Here is a 19938-nt window from a genome sequence, read left to right as displayed (position 1 = left end):
CTAATTTAGTTGAACCAATTTACTAGACGTCCAAATATCTTCTAGAAAATCTATCTTAGGTCCAGCGGAATCTTGATAGATATTTTCTTTGATCCCTTCCATAAATCCATCGTATGATGTACTTTCCAATTCATTCGATGCACGGATATAGATCCTATTCTTATGGATTGCTAACTCTGCTCCGTTTAATTCACCATCATTTTGTACAATAGTTTGTTTAGCCATATTAATAACTTTTTCTTCTATATTTTCTTTTTGAAGCACTTCCATCAATTTTGTTCTTACTACTGGTTTATCGAGTTCATCTTCTAAAACAATATCGAATGCCTCTAATTCGATTTCGTTATTAGACCAATCGCTATAGGAAGAATTTGCTGATAATTGTTCGGCTTTCTCTTCAACCTTTTCTTCAATATCTTTAAAGAAAGCCTGGACTGCTCCTTCTAATGTATCCTCTTCATAATTATAAATAACCTCTCGAACATTCTCATACAATACACTTGATGCTGCCATACTAGCCTGTTGCACTGTTGTGGATGCATCTTCTTTAACTGTTAGGGCTAAACCCATGTTGATAACAAAGACAAATAAAACCATCATAATACCTAGCATTCCTAGTACAAACAATGCGATATTTCCTTGTTCACTTTTAATTTGTATCATTACTCTATCACCCTGCCGAATGCAGTCGATGTATACGGTACAGATGGCGAAGCTTCTCCAAAAATACTGTTAGGTAAAAAAACAAATTCGATGTTCACGCTTACTTGGGCTTGAAATTCCTTATTGCCGGAGGATGGCCCTTCAATTGAAACGGTGTGCAAATAGTCACCAGTCAAATTTAAAATCTTGTTAGAGGCCTGTTGAGCATCTTCATGACTTTTGGTAATCGAATAAACACTTGCATACTCATTCGCAGCTGACTGAGTTATTAATACTCCGTTGATCCCTACAACAAATTGCCAGATTATCATCAATAATAAAAAAGCTAAAGGGACAATTCCAAGGAATTCAATTGTTGCACTACCCGCTTCATCATTCTTTATTCCTTTAAAACAGTCCATTATAAATGCGCCTCCTCGGCATTAACCTCTAAAACCTCCTGAGCTTCCCTCCACTTAATAATATAGCAAGTCAGAAGAATAATAATAAATGGATAGAATAAGAGATTCAGTACAATTTGTGTAATGATTTGCGCTGCATATGATGAGGTTATATTAAACAATTGTGCTGTGACAAAAATTCCAAATAACAGTTCAAGCAATCCCGAGAGAAAAATGATTAGGAAAATCTTAAAAAAATTCTTTTTACCTATTCGTAAACCTTCTTTGAAAGATTTCCAAACAGATTTTCCATCGAAAACGCTAATGTAAGGGATCGGAAAGACTAAGGAAAGTAAAATTATTCCAGGTAATAGAAAAAGCATAAACCCTATCGTAGTAAGAATGGAAAAAATACATGCAAACAAAAATATTGTAAATCCATTAACTAAAAACTGATAAACAGAATCTCTCAAACTGTCCTCTTTACCAACATGTTCATTAAACACAAATCGAACATATGGTACTTGGGCGAATAAATATAATAATACAGTCAAAAGACCATAATAAATATCCGCAAAAGAATAGACTGGAGAAAAACTTGGTGTAATCACATATATATAATTTGTGATAAAAGAATGTATCAATAATAACGGTAATGTGGTACCCAACATTAATAGAATAAGTTTTTCAAATTTTCCCGTGTATAAATTCCACGTATATCTCAACGGTTTATCCATAATTAACTCCTTTTAATTTTTATGGGAAACGTAACTTCTTTCTCAATGAAGCATTTGTTTTCTCAAGGTTTTGGCGGAAGTTTTTCTTTTCAACTTCTATATGTTCTTCCTTTGTTAGTCGATCCATTTCTGTTTGATAAGTAATACTTTTAATCTGTTCATTTAGTTGCTTTTTGTGACTTGAAAATTCTACCAAATAACTACTTACATCGTCAGTTATATATTTACTAATATTAGGTTCACTTGTATTTTTAATATAACCAAATTTTGATATAGTACGGTATTGAGTTAGCAATTGTGTATATTGAATATACCCAACCTCTCCTAGATAATTCACCATTTCTTCTATATCATCTTTAGTTATAACATTGATTTCACCTTCGTGGAGTTTTGTGACTTTTAAATAAAATTCTTCAAAACTCTTAATAAGATACTCTTGTAATTCCAGAATTTTCAATATTGCACTTAAGCATGTTTCAAATACATTTTTATCCTCTTGTCTTAATTCAACATCATAAATAACATCCTCCAAGAACTGTTTAACTGTGTAGAAAGAAGACATGTTTATGTCAGCTCTATCACCAGCATGCCTTAGAATAAGAGTGGTTAATTGTGCATGTTCTAATAATGAATCGAATGCTTCCATATACATAACGGTATCGTCAGGGCATTGCGGACTTAATACTGCACAACCGGAAATTCCCTTTTTTTTATATGAAACGAGAAAAAAATCATTATTCTGAATCTGATATGCTCCTGGATTTATACTGTAACTTTCAAATAACTTTTTATGTTTTTTAGCCATTTTATTAAGTAATTGATTATCTATGTTCATAATTAATTAGAGCCTCCTATACTTTATAGGGTCAATAGGAATTAGTCTATTCTATTCCCCTTAACCAAAGATACCAGTTAATGCGTTCCAACCCTTTTTAGCAATATTTTTAGTGCCTTCCCACGCTTTTTTCGGACTATTTTTAATAGTATTCCAATTTCCAGCAATTAATTTAGCAGCTTTTGAAACACCCCATAAAACTGCTCCTCCAACTACCATTGCTCCTCCAAGTACTCTTGCACCAGGTAATGGTATTGCTGATGTAACCACACCAAGATTCATTGCAGTGTCACCTATATTCTCAGTCACATCTGCTACAGCTACAGTCTTGTCTGTACCAGAAGCATTGCTATCCAATACTCTAGAAGCATTATCCCAACTATCAACTGTCTTTGCTGTTGATGCAATAGTTCCTAATGCGGCAGCGGGAACATTAAACTTTGATAAAGCTTTTTCCAAAACTGCAGGAGGTTTAGGTATTTTATCAACTAGTGACACAGCTTTGTTAGCCTTTGATAAAAATTTAGTATTTCTTAAAGCTTTAGATTTGGAAGTATCAATTGCACTCTCTGAGGTTTCACCAACATTTCTTGCTTGTCGGAATTTGTTTAATCCTTGTATACCTTCATCAATTTTTGAAGCGGTATCATAAGCATCTATTGCTCCGTTGTCAATTCCACCTAATTTAAATCCATTAACAAGGAGATTTCCGTACGTTTTCGCCCCGAAATCAAAACCAGATCCTTTTTTACCGACTTCTGAGAATCGCTCATATTTCATAGCACCACTAATCATAGTAGCCTGACCGCCGATTACATCACCTATGATATATTTTGAAATTTTGAACCCATCAGTTTCATAAAAAGGTTGCTCTTGAATCGACTCACCATCATCTATGTTACTTCTATACCTAACAGAAGTATCCCCTGGATTAGCCATAATTCCATAACCGTTTGGTCCATATGATGTCCACGGACTGCCGAGTCCATATTGCCCATTCCATCCAGAATTTGCCCATGGAGTTCCAGTTGTACCTTCTCCAGCAAATTCCGAATTAGCCCACGGACTACCATTGGTTTCACTACCATTCCACCCAGGGTATAACCAAGGATTACCAATTGATCCATTTCCTACCGAATTTCCTTGATTCCCACCAAATCCTGGTTGATTCCAACCTTTCATATACCATGGTAAAGTTTGCCAATCATAACCTGTTGTACCCTGACCATTAGTGCCATTTCCTTCAGTTCCTTTTCCATTCCAGCTCTCACCATCGGTTGATTTACCAGTCCATTCATTTCCTTCCCAGGATTTACCTTCCCACTGCAAATCGCTACCATCCCATGGTTTTCCTTCCCAGGGGGTACCCTCCCATGAGTTTCCACTCCATGATTCAACAGCGTATACCACTGGAACCATAACTGGCTGAAATGTCATGAAAATAATTGCGATTAAGACCAGTATTTTTTTAATAAACCTACCAATGTCCATCACCCCGTTTTACAATTTTCTTATACAAATCCCTCTCTTATGTTAGTTCTGTGTTTCTGTGTTGTATTTTTCCTTGATTGATTTTTTAAGTTTTTCTAGGTTTTCTACACTAATGTTTTGTAAGCGATTCTCAATTTCATCCTTAATCACTCCAATTCTATCTACAACGTCGTTTTCCATACTAGATAAGGTTGATCTCTGATCATTTGTAATTAGTTCAACTTCTTCAGCTATACCAATAACCTTTACCAAATTGTTTGATTGTGAGATTGAAATAGAGGACCAATCATTTGTGATTTTCATAATATCGAAGCTATTATCCACACCTATTGCATCTAAATCCTTTAATGCATCCTCTTTCCAATCTCCCCATGCCTCTAAAACTTCTTCTGCACGATCAAATTCCTCAGCTAGTTCTCTTTGATCATTAACAGTAGCATATATCCCATCTGAAATTTCTGCCATTTCTTGTAACTGGTTTTGGGCTTTAGCGTCAGCTCCAAAACCAACAATATTAATAATTGGTTCTGCATTCGATTTTGATAGTGATTCAGCTACTTTAACAGGATTTCCACCACATGTTTCGATTCCATCACTAACGAGATAGATTAGGTTTGTATTGTCTTTAGTATCAAATTGTGATAATGCTTTTTTTGATTCCTTTAGCGCCTCCGCTATTGGTGTCCATCCACTTGGCTTAAATTGGTTTAGTGCTTCTTTGAATTTTTCTTCATTATATGGAGAAAATCCATATACTTGTTCTATTGCACTACAAGACAATTCTTTATCACTCTCAGAACTTGACCCTTTATGACCATACACTCGTAAAGAAACATTTGCTTTTTCTGGAATACTCTTAAGAAAATTATTAATTGTTTCTTTAGCGAGTTGCATACGTGTCTTTCCTTTTACATCTGCTGCCATACTACCACTAGCATCTAAAATAATCTCAACATTATAGTTTTCTTTAAAATGATATCTAGAGTCAGGCAGATTCGGGTTTCCAAATGAAGCAAATTCCCATTTTTTAACAACATCCTTTGGGTTAGGGAAGTCCTCTGCTACCAACCAATACATATAACTTAGATATTTTTTATACTCCATATCAGATGGATTTTCACTCATAGGTTTCAACTTTTTTAATTGTTTTTTCACCTTTTCTTCAACATCCCATATAACCTTATCGGCAAATACCCCTGAATTCTGCCTAACGAAACCGACTTCATTTGTAGGAACCAGCGAAATATCCTTCAAATGTTTATTGTCACTTTTACTACTTTCATCACTAGTTTCTTTTTTGGTAACATCTTTTGTTTGTTTTTCGGAATCTGAAGAGTCTTCTTGTTCTGAAGAGTCTTCAATAGCATCTTTACTTGACTTTTCTTCACTACAAGCTGTAATTAAAAATAAGATGGTTAGAACTAAAAGTAAGTAACACTTTTTAGGCATGAAGTAAATCTCCTTATTTTGCTAATTATAGTAAATTAAATGATATTGTTAGTTAGCTCCCACTACCGATATTCTCAAGAAAGGTTTCAAACTTTTCTGCTACTGTCTCTCCTATTTTCAATGTTCCAAAAGCAGTAGAAACCAGTCCCACCACAATCACAACAACCGCTGCAATCCCAATCCACTCTAATGTCTGAGATCCTCGCTCCTCGTTCTTCCAGCCATCAAACGCGTTTAACATTCTCGCATAAATCCCATTCAAATAATTCATCCTAATTTCCTCCTAATTTATTATTTAAAAACTCTTAAAAATACTATCATCACCCATCAGCATATTCATGATCATCAGTCCTGCAATCATCAATATGGAAACTGGGGCAATTAAAAATGTTGTTACCAGCGTTACTTTTGGTGACGCTTTTGCTGCCTGTTCCTTTACTTGTTCTTCACGAATCTGTCGCATATCATTTGCCTGGATTCTAAAAGTCTTTGCAATAGGAATACCTAAATTTAACCCTTGGATAAGTCCTTTAATTAACGATTGAAATTCAGTGTTGTCATTTCGTTCCAGAAGCTCGCGATATGCTTTTTCTCTTGGTACACCTAAATCTATTTCTTGATTAAACCTGGAAAACTCTTCACGAATTGGCCCGTCAAAATAACGGATCACCTCCCTTAATGCATGGTCTAGACTAACTCCTGCTTGCACACTCGTACTTACCGTATCGAGAAAGTCTGGCAAGTCTTTTCGAATTAAATTTTGCCTTTTTTTAGCTTCTCTTCTTACTAAGAAAATTGGGGTGAAATAACCCAATATTGGTGCAAATACTAGCATATATTGCGATAACGGAAGACCGATAATAATAGATAGAACACCGAAAAAGAATCCGGCAATGAATAGGAAAATTTTTAATCCTTGAAATCGTTCTACCGTTAGTTGCAATGGATTTCCAGATTTCCTTAACCATTCTTTTACACTATGATTCTCACTGAAAAAGTTAATTCGCTGACCTAGGTCTGTGAAATCATCTGCATACTTGGTAACATGTTGAAAAATTACTGCTCGTTGATTCTTTTTCTTTTGTTTTTTCTCGAATGGGTCAACTTGTGTTACATCCGATACATGATCAAGTACACTTCTTTTCCCTTGCAGAAATGACCAGAAATGCTTCATACAAAGGACGGCACAGAACCAAAATGCTATGATTGTAATAATAATTAATGCGTCCATAGGCTACACCTTTATATCCGTTATTTTTCTTATTAAAAAGAAAGATAAAATAATCGCTGATAAAAATAGAATTAATATAACGATTCCGAACCCTTTCCATAGTGGTTCAATAAAACCATCAATAACGTTATTCATGACTAGTAATAAAAATATCGGTAATGCTGGAACAATAAAGGAAATGTACTTTTGTTCCGATGTCATCGTTTTAATTGTCTGCGTTAGTACTTTACGTTCTTCAAATGTGTTGGCCATTGTATCTAAGGTCAATGCGAGGTTTCCCCCTGTTTTCTTTTGAATTAGTAGCGTTGCAATAAATAAATTAAAATCTCTTGATTTGTTTCGTTTCTGTACAGATCGTAAGGCCGCTTCTAATGAAACCCCTAGATTTAATTCATTTGAAATTCGTTTAAACTCATCGCCAGCTGGTGCACTTACTTCTCTTGCTGCGATATCAATACCTTGATTAATGGTTAAGCCTGACCTAGCAGCGTTACCTAGTAATCTACAAATCTCAGATAGTTGTTCATTAAATCGAGTTTCATAGTTATTTTTTCTAAAATAAAAGAGTAAAAAATTTAATGCGATTACAATCAATAATGGTAGTAAAAGACTCACCGGTGTTGGCATGTTAAAGATCGCGTAAAATAAAACAAATAAAACGAGATAGCCCAGTATCATGGCTCCCATATATTCCGATGGCAATAATTTCAAGTTAGCGTTTTGTAATTTGCTTCGTAACTTGTTCGAACTCTCGCGTTCATCAAAGCGGTCTCCCCATTTGCTAATTACGCTTTTTCTTTGTTCCTCTGGATACCAGTGTCTAACTTTTTGCTTCCATTCTTTCTTCTGATTTCTGTATCCTAAGAAAAAATATCCGCAGATAAGTAACGAAAGGACTGCCAAACTATAGAGTATGGACACGGTTAAGCTCATCTGCAATCTCCCCTTCAGGTTCAAAGAAATCAGGTCTAAACGTTACTCCCAGTGTTTCCATTTGGTCAATACATTTTGGGCGAATGCCAGTTGCAGTGTAATAACCATGGATTTTTCCATTTTCATCTACCCCGGTACGTTTAAAGCAAAAGATATCTCGAACCTCAATTTTATTGTTTTTATCAACCTCAACTTCAGCTATGTTCATAATCTTTCTAGTACCATCAGATAAACGCTGAACTTGAACAATATAATCCAATGCTCCAACAATATATTCTCGAATAATATGAGTAGGTAAATTCATTCCCGCCATCACAACCATCCCCTCTACCCGATTTATTGCATCAGTAGGTGTGTTCGAGTGGACCGTTGTTAATGACCCTTCATGTCCGGTGTTCATCGCCTGCAGCATGTCGAATGCCTCTGATCCACGAACCTCACCAACAATAATTCTGTCTGGACGCATTCTCAAGGAGTTTTTAACTAGTTGACGAATCGATATTTCTCCTTCACCCTCTACGTTCGGGGGTCTAGCTTCCATACCAACAACATTCTTACGCGCAAGTCGTAATTCAGCTGAATCTTCAATTGTGATAACCCGCTCATCGTAAGGAATTGCTTTGGCTAATGCGTTTAATAGCGTTGTCTTACCACTACCGGTTCCTCCAGAAATAAGTATATTTAATTTTCCTTGTACTAAGGCTTGCATAAATTTAGACATATCGCTTGTAAACGTTCCATACTTTTCCAAATCGTCCATGACAAATGGTGTTTTTCTGAATTTACGAATTGAAATTATTGTCCCACCTAGGCTAATAGGTGATATTACTGCATTTACACGACTGCCATCAGGAAGTCTGGCATCAACCATTGGTGAACTTTCATCTATTCTTCTTCCTAATGGTGCTACCACTCTATCGACAATATGTCGTACATGAGATTCATCTTTAAAAGAAATATCGACGTGTTCCAGTTTTCCGCTTTTCTCTACATATATCTCTTTCGGTCCATTAACCAATATTTCCGTGATCTCATCATCCTTTAGTAATGATTCAATCGGACCAAAACCTACACTTTCATCAATTAATCGTGAAAGTAAAGTCTCTTTATCATGCCTGGGAATAACCACCTTTTCCTCGGTCATGAATTGATTAATCAATCGCTCTATTTTCAATCGCTTGTCAGCATCTGGTAAGCTAGTTATCTGTTCTAAGTTAATTTCAGTTAACAATCTGGACTTATAATGTTCTACAAGCTCATCGATATAGGAATTACTTACAATATAATCTGTTTGATACGTATCTTTTTGATCTTCCTTATTTGTACGTTGAAAAAGGGGCATTGCCTCACCGCCTTAGCTTTTAATATTTTTACTTCAACATAGATCTAACCCATTTTTGAATATCTTTAGCTACTGGTGTAAGTTTCTTCTCCTGAGGTTCTTTTCGTAAAGGTATCCCTTGATTAATAAAACTTTGAATACCTTTAAAGTCTCTTCTTATTTCAGTAGCAACTGGAAAAGTAACAAATCGTTCAATATCCTTCTTTGTTAGCTCATTTTCTTTTCCTGCAAAATTAATCACTAATTCCATTTTATCTTCCGTATTAATTCCTAATTGCTGAAATAAAGTCTCTACGTTTTTTAGAACACGAATTGCAACTGTGTCCAGATTCATTACGTAATAGATACGCTCTGACTCCGATATTGCTGTATAAACGCTTTCTTCCATCCATGTAGGTGCATCTACTACAATGAAATCATAACTGCGTTTGCTCGCTCGGATTAATCTCAGAATAAATTCCTGATCAATTTTCTCTGCTAGTTCTGCATCACGTGGACTAACCAGAACTTCCAAACCAGAGTGTGTTTCTTTTTCAGCAATATTGCGAATATGATGTTCGTTTAACTCGTGGATAACAGGGATTAAATCTATGATGGAACGGTTGCTTTCAATTCCTAAAAAAGTTTCTGCACCACCATATTGCAAATTCAGATCAATATATAGCACTTTTGCAGTAGATTCGAGTTTAAGCGTTTGAGCAAAACTTGTGCTCAGTAACGATTTCCCTGCCCCTCCCTTACCACTGTAGAATGTAAATACTCTTCCGCCACCTCGTTTGAAACCATCTGAAGTACCAGATTCATCTTCTTTTACTATTTTAGACTCAACTAAAACTTTTATTTTTTCCTTTAACAGTTCTTCTTCAAGCGGTAATACAAAATATTCTTCTATACCAAACTTAGTTAAATCACGTAAAAGCTCAAAATTCTGAATATCATTAACATATATAATTAGTGCCTTTGGGTGCTCTGCGAGAATAATTTGTACTAGGTCGAGTGGTGATTCCTGCTCTGTTTTCAAAACTAAGGCGATATGAATAGAATGCTTCTTTACATCATTAGATGTTACTTGGTGCAGCTTAAATTCATCACTTAATTGAGATTGAATTGATTCATAAAGGTCTTCATTTTCCCCGATTACATATAGCTCGTTTATTTTCTTCATCTTATTCCTCCAGCAATCAAGAGTCTTCTCAGCTATTCTTTTTTCTTTTTTGTTTCTTCCTCTTTTGGCCCTTCTTTTGCTTCTTCTGCTTTCTTTTCTTCAGTTTTAGGTTCAGATGCTGGTTTTGCTTCATCTGTTTCTGTCTCTGAATCGGTCTCAGTTGTTTTATTTTCATTTTTTTGCTGTGCCACGTTTGATTTTATTACGCGTAAGCTGTCTGCATAGTTCTGCATATGTACTAATCTCGGGACATCTTTAAACGGAATCTCTAACTGTACACCAATAAAATCCTTATCATTTTCGGTTGTACGTGCAACCTTGATATCTTTCATAAATACTTCAGTTACAGGTTCGCCATCAAAAGTATGTGAAACAATTAAATCAACGCGATCAAGTGGCTGTAATGCTTCATCAAAGGAAACTCGTTCGGACTGGATAACTGATACAAGCCGACTGTCTGCTTCGGTAACAGCAGAAGCCTGTTTCAGCATATTAGAAGTAATAATATCTCCAGTAGATAGTGGAACAACCGAAACTTTGTTTATTAACTGATTCACTTCTGTGATATGTTCCTCCCTCACATATTTTTTGGGAATCTCTTCAGTAGCAATATCATTAGGAGTAATCACCGCTCGGGAAGAAATACTTTTATTAGCTACAACTACCTCAACCATCGTCCCCAAGTTACTATTTAACGCCTGAACCTTCTTTAGAACTAAAAAACCTGACAATGCCGCTAACACTAGAGCGATTAGAAAAAATATAATTGCCTTCCGCTTTGACTCGAGCATAATTTCAAACCTCTTTTCGTTATTTAAGCCAATAAATAATTATTTATAACTATATACCCCATCTCACTATAAATAATTACACAATTTACCATATTGTCAATTTCACCTAATGAAAATCGGTGATATTAGTACATAATAGCGGAATTATTTTACATAAATTAGTTATTATGTAGTTATATTAGCCTATATTGAGATCTTTTTAATTGGATTAATATACCAAATTAATTTTTTAGTAGGTCTTACTATTCATTTTTTGATTTTTTCACAAAAAGTAGTTTGAACCTGAATTAAAGATGTGCTTTTATGTTTGTCCCTTATCTGTAAACGGTTTATCGCTTTACCATGTTGATGTAAGAACAATGGTGAATCTTACTGATCCTGCGTTTTTATCCACAACTTACTATTCATTTAAAGACAGAAGTCTATTTGTTTGAGATATACGTATAAATATCTGCGTTCGCACAAAACCTATAACAGGAAAGGGTGAAGAAAATGGCAAAAAAGAAGAAAAGAAATTACTCTGAAGTTGATAATGTGCAGAAGCAGCGAAATGAATTGATACCTGAGGAATTTCCTGAAGGCCCGGTTGGCTCTCCTTTTAACGAGCATGAACCTGTGCAAGGTAAGTCGACACCATGGGAAGAGGGGCAAAGGCGTCAGAGTGCATTTGTTTATCCGGATAAGGAACAGCATAGTGATTTACCGCGGCATGTTGAACCTTTTCATCCAATACACGATGAAGAAGGTGAAGTTTTACCAGAGGAAGAAAAAGAGCAGTAGTTCCACTTGAGAACTACTGCTCTTACTTATCTATTTTTTTTAATACAAAATATGCACATCCAAAATTACAGTACTCATAGAGGTAGTCCTCGAGTGTGCTGATTTTAGAGTCAAATGCAGCTTTCGTGTTTTGATCATCGTAAAAGCCTCTAAGTCTGAGCTGATCGTATCCCCAATCGCCTACTATAAAATCATACTTCGTTAATATTTCTGAGAAGCGTTCTGTTAGTCTTTCCGCGTCAAATCCGTTTTTATTATCTTCTAAGATCTCATACGTTTTACCATGTAATTCAATCACCAGCTTCACCCCTTTGAATGGTTATAGTTTACCATAAACTTCTACCTCTCAACCAGAGATTATCCTTAATTTACATATGCTTATTATGAATCGGTATGAATGAAAATTTTTTCCTGTAGCAAAATAACGCCATATTAACCATTCAGGAAAGGTGGGAAAATCAATGTATAAAAAGTACAGGTTTGTTTTTTTACTATGTATACTATTTGTGGCTGCCTGTGGCACAAGTCAAGAGGCTGAGGAGCAGGAACAAATCAGGAATGAATTAGATCCAGCAAGAAATGATCAGACTCCAGAATCATATGAGGAAGAGAATCGACTTGGTTTTGTTCGTTATAATCAGGACCAGCTGAAAAATGATCATGAAAATTATCCTAACATGACAATGGATCGACATAAATACGCTGATATGATATCAAGAATTATTCTGCGGACAGAGGGATTCAATGAAGTTGCTACGTTGGTTACAGATAAAGAAGTATTAATCGCTTATGAAAAAAGTGATGAATTAGAAGATGCAACTGCTGCAGACATTGCGAGCCATACCGCATTGGCTATTATGCCTCGTTATTATGAAGTTTATGTTTCTCAAAATAGCAGTTTAATTCAGGACATACAGAGTTTGCACAACAATAATACGCAAGAAGCCACGTATAGAAATACGATAGCTTCTATAATTGAACAAATGAAGAAATCTCCTCAAGGAATTAATAATGAGGAAAACTAACAAGGTGATGCTGCAATGAACGTATATCGAATACTTTGTGTTTTACTTGTATTTCTTTCCCTTAACATTAGTACTGGTTTAATACATGCAGAAGAAGACAAAAGCATATATAAACAGCGAATGGAATTATATAAAAAAACAGAAGCGCTTACGTTAATTCCGTGGTATTATTTTGCTGCAATCGATCAGTACGAACGGAACACACAAAAGAATATACCTTCTGACCGAATTATCTCTATCTCGATTGATCCGGTTAGGTGGTATGGGATGGGTAATACTTCAAATAAAAATGTTAATATGATTACTGTATTTAACGGGATTGGTATGGATGGGAATGGTGATAATAAAGCTGATCCGGAAAATCCTGAAGATGTATTATTTACAATGGGTAATTTCCTTCAGCAATATGGCTATTCAAAATCTGATATTAAAATTGGTTTATGGAATTTATATAAGCGTGATTTAAATGTAAAGTCAATAATGAATAACGCTCGTGTGTTTAATAAATTTAATGATATACAATTAACTGACAGGGTTTTTCCAATGCCGTCGAACTACAACTATAGTTATAACAACACATGGGGCAATAGGAGGGGGTTTGGAGGATTACGGATACATGAGGGTACAGATATTTTTGCTGACTATGGCACTCCTGTCAGGTCGACTACTTATGGTGTAATCGAATTAATGGGATGGAACTTATTTGGTGGATGGCGTATTGGACTTCGGGATGTGCATAACATCTATCATTATTATGCGCATTTAAGTAATTATAAGGACGATATTAAAGTTGGGCAGATTGTAAAACCTGGTGATGTTATTGGATATGTAGGTTCAACAGGCTATGGACCTCCAGGAACATCCGGTAAGTTTCCTCCGCACTTGCATTACGGTATGTACAAGGATAACGGTTATAGCGAATGGTCTTTCGATCCCTATCCATATTTGAAAAAATGGCAGCGAATGGATAAAAAATAAAAAGCCATTGTGATTGTTAAACAATCACAATGGCTTTTGAAATTATTTTGCTTGTTTAGCTTTTACAACGGCATTCATAATACTTGCTGCTAGTCCGCCCCAGATAATAACTATACCTAGAATCATGATGAAAATAGCGCCACCACTCATATTAGTTGCCTCCTTCTGAATCGTTAAATGTTTTATTTGCTTTCCACTTGCTGAGTGATAACAGAATAGCAATTACAATGGCACCAATTGCTACAGTCCAACCACTATACATTATAAATGAATCAGAGTAGTTTCCATAGTTACCTGAGTCGGTTTCAAATTTTTTCAATAAATTATCTGCAAACAACCCAATCATCATCCAACCTAAAACAATTGGAGTTATTACGCTTAAACTTACTGTCCACCATGCTCCTAATCTTATATCTGAAATTTCATTAGCATGTGTTTTAAATTGACCAAGTTTGCGGAAAACCCAAGCCATTAGAATTACTTCAACTAATCCAACAAAAGCAACACCGAATTGATTGATGTAATAATCTGCTACGTCAAGGATATTTAAACCGCCTTGTGTGGCAAACAATAATGAAAGAACAGCTGCTAAACCGCCACCAAATATTACTGCTTTATTTCTTGAAATGTTAAATTTGTCTACAAGACCTGCTACATAGGTTTCTGTTATAGACATCAATGAAGTTAGACCTGCTAACACTAATGATCCAAAGAATAAGAATCCGAAGAGACCATTTAGTGCAGGAAATTCATTAATGATTTGCGGGAATACAACAAATGCTAACCCAACTCCACCGCTTACTACTTCCCCTACAGGTACTCCTTGTTGATTAGCCATAAAGCCAAGTACTGAGAAAACTCCAATACCTGCTAGTAATTCAAAACTAGAATTACCAAATCCAGTAATAAATGCATTATTAGTTATATCTGATTTCTTTGGAAGATAACTTGAATACGTTATCATTATTGCAAATGCAATAGATAAACTAAAGAATATTTGACCATAAGCTGCGACCCATACACCTGGATCTAGAATTTTAGAAAAATCTGGAGCGAAAAAGGCTTCTAGGCCATCCATCGCACCTGGTAATGTAAGTGCACGAATTACAATAATAACAAAAATAATTACTAATGCTGGTATAAAGATTCGGTTTGCAACTTCAATTCCTTTTTTGACACCTTTAAATAATATTCCTAATACTACGACCCATACGATAATTAAAGGTATAAGAACGCCAGGTACAAAACTGCCAATTTGTCCAGGGTCTGCTAAATTTAAATAATCATTAAACAGAAATGTTTCCGTATCTTCTCCCCAATTTAGGTTAAAAGAAAATATAGAGTACGATATTGCCCAGGCAATAATTACTGAGTAGTAGGTTGAAATAACAAATGCTACTAAAACTGCCCACCAGCCGACCCATTCTGCTTTTTTGTTAATTCTTTTGTAAGCCAATGGTGCAGATCCCTTATACTTGTGCCCCATTGTAAATTCCATAATAAGAATTGGAATACCTGCTGTTAATAAAGCGAATAAATAAGGAATAAAGAATGCTCCACCACCGTTTTCGTATGCTACTGCTGGAAATCGCCATATGTTACCTAGACCAATTGCAGATCCAACAGCAGCCATAATAAACCCTGCTCTTGTTCCCCACTGAGACCTTGTCTCCATTTTTTTTGCCTCCCCTTTTCTAGTTATTCCTTCTCTATTATATTTCTATGAAAAAAGCTTCGAAGGAATGTTATAAATCTTTACTTTTTTCAGATATTTATGTTTGTATTATAACGGTACATTTGTACCATGTCAAAGCAATTTTGAATATTACCAAATTAAAAGGCAGATTGTCTGGGACAATCTGCCTTAATCTTATATATTCTTGGATCTGGTTTTATTTATAAAATGAATAAAGAAACTAATTAATAGTATTAATGCTATCGTTAATAGCAACGAAAGCCATACGCTGCTTGTATAGCCCATCACAAGATAACTGACACTTGCTGCAGCTGCTGCAAGGCATGCATATGGGAGCTGTGTCATTACATGTGCAATATGGTTTGATCCTGCACCAGTTGACGAGAGAATGGTAGTATCAGAAATCGGTGAACAATGATCTCCAAATACCGAACCTGCAAGTACTGCTGCAAGTGAAGGTAACAATAATGAAACATCTGTAATTACTGTTATCTCTGCTGCGATAGGCAGCATAATTCCGAACGTCCCCCATGATGTTCCTGTCGCTAACGCCATTAAACCAGCTATAATAAAGAATAAAAACGGCAATAGCGCTGAATCAATGGACGCTCGTTCTACTAACTGTGCAAGATAGTCACCAGTTCCTAACGTATCAATTACCGAACCAATCATCCAAGCCAATAGTAAAATATAGATTGCTGGAAGCATTGTTTTAAGACCTTCACTAAATATTTTTACACTCTTGGCCTTTGGCTGGTCTTGCAGCAAATGGAATGTTAATGCTAAAGCTACTGCAAGCACTCCACCAATAAATAAGGATAAATTGACATTCGTATTAGCAAATATAGACAATATTGTTATATCGTCATTTCCTTTGGAGCCAGTATAAATCATTGCGCCAACTGTTCCAACGATTAAAAGAAGGATTGGATAAATTAGATGATATACTTTACCACCTTTATGCGACTCAAATACTTCATCTAAATCTCCCGGGATATTTTCATCAGGATCTACAAGTTCTCCTGATTTAATTGCTCGCTCTTCGTGTTTGCGCATTGGGCCAATATCCATTTTTAGATATGCCATAAAAAACACAAGTAATAAAGCACCAATAGCATAGAAATTTAATGGAATCATTTTCACGAATGCTTCGAGTGGTTGTATATCCGAAATTCCGTTTGCCACTAATAAGCTTCCTATTACACCTATAATATATGCTCCCCAACTTGAGATTGGTGACATTACCGTTACAGGTGCTGACGTAGAATCAATAAAATAGGCAAGTTTCGCCCGAGAAATTTTATATCTGTCAGTAAGTGGACGGGCTACTTGGCCAACCGCTAAAGCATTAAAATAGTCATCAATAAATATAATTATTCCTAAAACTGCTGTCATTACCTGGGCACCAGTGCGAGTTTTCACTCTTCTTACCATATACTCACCAAACGCCCGACTGCCTCCTGAAGCTGTTAAAAAAGCTGTCATGATACCTAAAAGCAACAGAAAACCTAATAATAATAGATTCCCTCTATTAAAGCCGTCTGAAGAATAGAAAATCTGATAAAAAACTACCCAGATTTCATTCAGCGATTCCACAACGTGAAAGTCATGGATAAACAGAGCTCCAATAAGTATCCCTAAACCAAGTGATAATAGAACTCTTTTTGTCAGTAGTACTAATACAAGCATGAGTAATGCTGGTATTAACGAATAAATCGTTCCTTCCATGTCTTTTACCTCCATAATTTTTATGAAAGTGCACGGAGATACAGTAAAAAAGGACACAAAAAAGCAATGATAGAAAATAACTCATCATTGCTTTCACAATATACGTTATCCTCCATTCGATCAGTAGTCCTCCATGCACAATCTTGAACATGACAGTACACTTTTTGTTCAAAAATGTCCCAGCAATAATAAGTTTGACCCTCACTACGCTTCGGCATACAGTCCTTTCACCAATAATCACAGTTGTCATTCTCCAATTGGCTACTCTTCCTAAATGCTCCTCTACCTCACCGATCTGAGGTTTTTTATTAATTTGTTTTTTAAGTATACTAAGTTATCTCTTATCTTGCAAGTCGTTACGTGGAATGGCGATAGACGGATTACGATCTCCATCCCCTCCATAATACTGCGGCACCTCTGAATTAATTGTTCTCGAATCGATATAAATTCTTGTTTCTACCTTTTCTGATTTGGTTGAGAAAGGAACCACAATCTGAACGTTTGCTGTAACAAGAACATATAATTCATATACTGTTGTATTAATTCCAAGGCTTTCGGTATCCAATTGCAAATCAGATTCAATCGCACCGACTATTTCGAAATTAACTGGTATTTTTGGACCTAAGTTTGCCAGAATCGTATTCTCAAACGCTTGACCTATAGGAATTTCTACAACCGTTGGATCTTTATCAGCTAAATCATCTGCAGAATCGTCGTAGTCAATTGGGGGCAGGTCTGGGTCATCTGTATCTACTGTCTCGCCCTTATTCATATTGTACAAAAAATATTCCGCACGCTCGGTAGCTTTTCTTAATATCTCGTTTTGTTCTTCTCCACTCCAATCCACCATTGTAATATTGCCTTGGTCATCCTTATAAACGTTCACAAGATCATCGAAAGTAACTCCCTCAGTGGATTTTACTGCAGCATTTATTGTACGTGTCGCGAATTCAATTGTCTTTTGCTCTGCAATTTCCATCAAAGTCGGCTGTATACGCTCACCTACAAACCAAATGATTAACCACACCATAGCAATGAATAAAATACAGGTGATTATTAATATGTACTTAACTGGAGGTGGTGTGCGGTTCTTTTTGAAATTAATACTTCTTGGCTGCATCAACATAAAATACCCCCTTAACACAAGTTATGCTTGTATTAAGGGGGTTAGAATTTATTTTTTATACTTATTCTTGGAAACAGGCTTTTATAGTAGTGGAAAGATTGTTCGATAGGTCAACTTCATATGGTGAAAAGCACGATTTGCTTTCATCTTTTGTTATGCGAATAATTGGTCGATCACATAAATGCTGATGTTGTCTGACTACCACACCCAACCGATTGTCATTTAATTTAACTGTTAATCCATTTGGGTACACAGCAACACTTTTCTTGAAGGCTTCCACCATTTCTTTATCAAACAAGTTCACAGCACCTGCGTACAGAATTTCCAGACCTTCGTGAGGCAGCATCGCTTCCCGGTAGCTTCGATTACTTGTAACAGCATCAAATACATCTGCTACCGCCAGCACTTTTCCGTAAAGATGAATTTCCTGATTGCATATTCCTCTTGGATAACCTGATCCATCAAGTCTTTCGTGGTGCTGGAATGCACAATGTGCCACAGTTAAAGGAAGGTTATCCTGATTCTTAAGAAAATCATAGCCATATTGGGTATGGCATTTTATTGCTTCATATTCCATTAACGACAATTTAGATGTCTTTTTTAATATATCCTGATCAATAAAGATTTTACCAATATCGTGCAGCATAGCACCAATACCAATTTCCACCAGTTTACTCCTTGGTAATTTAAGTTCCGTACCAATCGCTAGCGAGTAAATTGTTACATTTATGGAATGCTGAAAAATATAATCATCCGTTACAAACACATCTGACAGCAAAGATAACGCGTTTTCTCTGTGCATAATTTCATCAAGCAGTCGTTCAATTACATTTGTTATCTGTGTGCTCTTCTTTTCTAATATATAAGATCGGTTGCTAAACCCTTTTTGTTTAATATCATAAAAAGTATCTTTTACTGTATTTGTTGCATCAATTCGTGATTCTTCTGAGATAACCGACTCAATTTGAATATCATTGGTTAGTTCATCTTCTACATAGATATAGGTTACTCCCTGCTGGATAAGACGCCTAATCATTTGAGCGGTTAAACCTATCCCCTTCTGTATTAAAACGTTACCTTTATCGTTTAATATGGCCTGTCCTACAGTAGTACCAGGTTTAAGTAATTTCGTACTTGCTAATCTCATTCGGTTCTCCTAACTGTGTATCATCAAACGAACTAACTATGATACCAATTGTTCATTAGAAAACTTGGTTTATCACCAAAACTTAAGTGATCACTAAAAAAGTAAAATATTATACAAACTGGATGTATCTATCATCGCATTATCGAATATACTTCGCTTTCCGCGGGCGAGTGTCGAGCCTCTTCGGACTAGCGTCCTTCAGGGTCTCACCGATCTCTTACTTCCCGCAGGAGTCTTCGTATATTCGATAATGCTACGTTAAGTTATAAGAAACGAATTCGCAAAATCCACTTTTTCAGCAACCACAAGACTTTAACGCGAAAATAATTTTTTACTAAGTATAAAAATTCTAACAAATTTCCACAAAAAATACTATAGAATTTTGAAAATATTTTAGTTTCTACATAAAACAAATGCCTTCCATAATGGAAGACATACTGA

General features: G+C 35.7%; 21 protein-coding genes and 1 riboswitch. Of the genes, 3 read left to right on the top strand and 18 right to left on the bottom strand.

Annotated features, from left to right (window positions below):
- The 12 genes from VBD025_RS08595 to cpaB form a co-directional block, all read right to left on the bottom strand.
- Complete coding sequence (locus VBD025_RS08595; protein WP_430784490.1) at window positions 1-663, bottom strand: Tad domain-containing protein; 663 nt, start codon at window positions 661-663, stop codon at window positions 1-3.
- Complete coding sequence (locus VBD025_RS08590) at window positions 663-1064, bottom strand: TadE family protein (RefSeq protein ID WP_430784488.1); 402 nt, start codon at window positions 1062-1064, stop codon at window positions 663-665. The genes VBD025_RS08595 and VBD025_RS08590 overlap by 1 nt, the downstream gene beginning before the upstream one ends.
- A complete protein-coding gene (locus VBD025_RS08585) occupies window positions 1064-1780 on the bottom strand; it encodes a hypothetical protein (RefSeq protein ID WP_430784486.1) in 717 nt (238 codons plus the stop codon). Before VBD025_RS08585 ends, VBD025_RS08590 begins: the two co-directional genes overlap by 1 nt.
- 19 nt (window positions 1781-1799) lie before the next feature.
- A complete protein-coding gene (locus tag VBD025_RS08580) occupies window positions 1800-2615 on the bottom strand; it encodes a hypothetical protein (RefSeq protein WP_430784483.1) in 816 nt (271 codons plus the stop codon).
- 60 nt (window positions 2616-2675) lie between these two features.
- Window positions 2676-4052, bottom strand: a complete 1377-nt coding sequence (locus VBD025_RS08575; RefSeq protein ID WP_430784481.1) for a hypothetical protein — start codon at window positions 4050-4052, stop codon at window positions 2676-2678.
- A 96-nt stretch (window positions 4053-4148) separates the two neighbouring features.
- Window positions 4149-5555, bottom strand: a complete 1407-nt coding sequence (locus tag VBD025_RS08570; protein WP_430784479.1) for a VWA domain-containing protein — start codon at window positions 5553-5555, stop codon at window positions 4149-4151.
- Between the two features lie 52 nt (window positions 5556-5607).
- Entirely contained in the window at window positions 5608-5826 is a 219-nt protein-coding gene (locus tag VBD025_RS08565) for a hypothetical protein (RefSeq protein WP_430784477.1), read from the bottom strand.
- Window positions 5827-5850: 24 nt separating this feature from the next.
- The gene (locus VBD025_RS08560; protein ID WP_430784475.1) at window positions 5851-6786 is read right to left on the bottom strand and encodes a type II secretion system F family protein; all 936 of its coding nucleotides are present in this window, start codon (window positions 6784-6786) and stop codon (window positions 5851-5853) included.
- Window positions 6787-6789: 3 nt separating this feature from the next.
- Entirely contained in the window at window positions 6790-7719 is a 930-nt protein-coding gene (locus VBD025_RS08555) for a type II secretion system F family protein (RefSeq protein WP_430784473.1), read from the bottom strand.
- On the bottom strand, window positions 7691-9061 hold the full coding sequence (locus VBD025_RS08550; protein ID WP_430784471.1) for a CpaF family protein: 1371 nt from the start codon (window positions 9059-9061) through the stop codon (window positions 7691-7693). The genes VBD025_RS08555 and VBD025_RS08550 overlap by 29 nt, the downstream gene beginning before the upstream one ends.
- A 28-nt stretch (window positions 9062-9089) precedes the next feature.
- Window positions 9090-10226 carry an AAA family ATPase gene (locus VBD025_RS08545; RefSeq protein WP_430784469.1) on the bottom strand — a complete coding sequence of 379 codons (1137 nt, stop codon included), beginning with the start codon at window positions 10224-10226 and terminating at the stop codon, window positions 9090-9092.
- A 32-nt stretch (window positions 10227-10258) separates the two neighbouring features.
- A complete protein-coding gene (gene cpaB / locus VBD025_RS08540) occupies window positions 10259-11017 on the bottom strand; it encodes a Flp pilus assembly protein CpaB (protein ID WP_430784467.1) in 759 nt (252 codons plus the stop codon).
- Window positions 11018-11509: 492 nt separating this feature from the next.
- Between cpaB and VBD025_RS08535 the strand changes: the two genes are divergently transcribed.
- The gene (locus VBD025_RS08535; RefSeq protein WP_430784465.1) at window positions 11510-11797 is read left to right on the top strand and encodes a hypothetical protein; all 288 of its coding nucleotides are present in this window, start codon (window positions 11510-11512) and stop codon (window positions 11795-11797) included.
- A gap of 22 nt (window positions 11798-11819) precedes the next feature.
- Here the strand turns inward: VBD025_RS08535 and VBD025_RS08530 are convergent, their stop codons facing one another.
- Entirely contained in the window at window positions 11820-12095 is a 276-nt protein-coding gene (locus VBD025_RS08530) for a YutD family protein (RefSeq protein ID WP_430784463.1), read from the bottom strand.
- A gap of 163 nt (window positions 12096-12258) precedes the next feature.
- On the opposite strand from VBD025_RS08530, the gene VBD025_RS08525 reads away from it, so the two are divergent.
- On the top strand, window positions 12259-12822 hold the full coding sequence (locus tag VBD025_RS08525; protein ID WP_430784461.1) for a YhcN/YlaJ family sporulation lipoprotein: 564 nt from the start codon (window positions 12259-12261) through the stop codon (window positions 12820-12822).
- Between the two features lie 15 nt (window positions 12823-12837).
- A complete protein-coding gene (locus VBD025_RS08520; protein WP_430784459.1) occupies window positions 12838-13800 on the top strand; it encodes a M23 family metallopeptidase in 963 nt (320 codons plus the stop codon).
- 42 nt (window positions 13801-13842) lie between these two features.
- Here the strand turns inward: VBD025_RS08520 and VBD025_RS08515 are convergent, their stop codons facing one another.
- The 5 genes from VBD025_RS08515 to VBD025_RS08495 all read right to left on the bottom strand — a co-directional run bounded on the left by VBD025_RS08515 (window position 13843) and on the right by VBD025_RS08495 (window position 19497).
- A complete protein-coding gene (locus VBD025_RS08515; protein WP_430784457.1) occupies window positions 13843-13950 on the bottom strand; it encodes a methionine/alanine import family NSS transporter small subunit in 108 nt (35 codons plus the stop codon).
- A 1-nt stretch (window position 13951) separates the two neighbouring features.
- Complete coding sequence (locus VBD025_RS08510) at window positions 13952-15475, bottom strand: sodium-dependent transporter (protein WP_430784455.1); 1524 nt, start codon at window positions 15473-15475, stop codon at window positions 13952-13954.
- Window positions 15476-15670: 195 nt separating this feature from the next.
- Complete coding sequence (locus VBD025_RS08505; RefSeq protein WP_430784453.1) at window positions 15671-17224, bottom strand: Na+/H+ antiporter NhaC family protein; 1554 nt, start codon at window positions 17222-17224, stop codon at window positions 15671-15673.
- A 116-nt stretch (window positions 17225-17340) separates the two neighbouring features.
- A riboswitch (Lysine riboswitch) is annotated at window positions 17341-17517 on the bottom strand.
- 41 nt (window positions 17518-17558) lie between these two features.
- Window positions 17559-18350 carry a sporulation protein YunB gene (yunB, locus tag VBD025_RS08500; RefSeq protein ID WP_430784451.1) on the bottom strand — a complete coding sequence of 264 codons (792 nt, stop codon included), beginning with the start codon at window positions 18348-18350 and terminating at the stop codon, window positions 17559-17561.
- Window positions 18351-18411: 61 nt separating this feature from the next.
- A complete protein-coding gene (locus VBD025_RS08495) occupies window positions 18412-19497 on the bottom strand; it encodes an HD-GYP domain-containing protein (protein ID WP_430784449.1) in 1086 nt (361 codons plus the stop codon).
- Between the last annotated feature and the right edge of the window lie 441 nt (window positions 19498-19938).

It is taken from the genome of Virgibacillus flavescens (assembly GCF_050574275.1).
GTDB lineage: Bacteria > Bacillota > Bacilli > Bacillales > Amphibacillaceae > Virgibacillus_F > Virgibacillus_F flavescens.
This window is presented reverse-complemented; position numbering and strand designations above follow the sequence as displayed.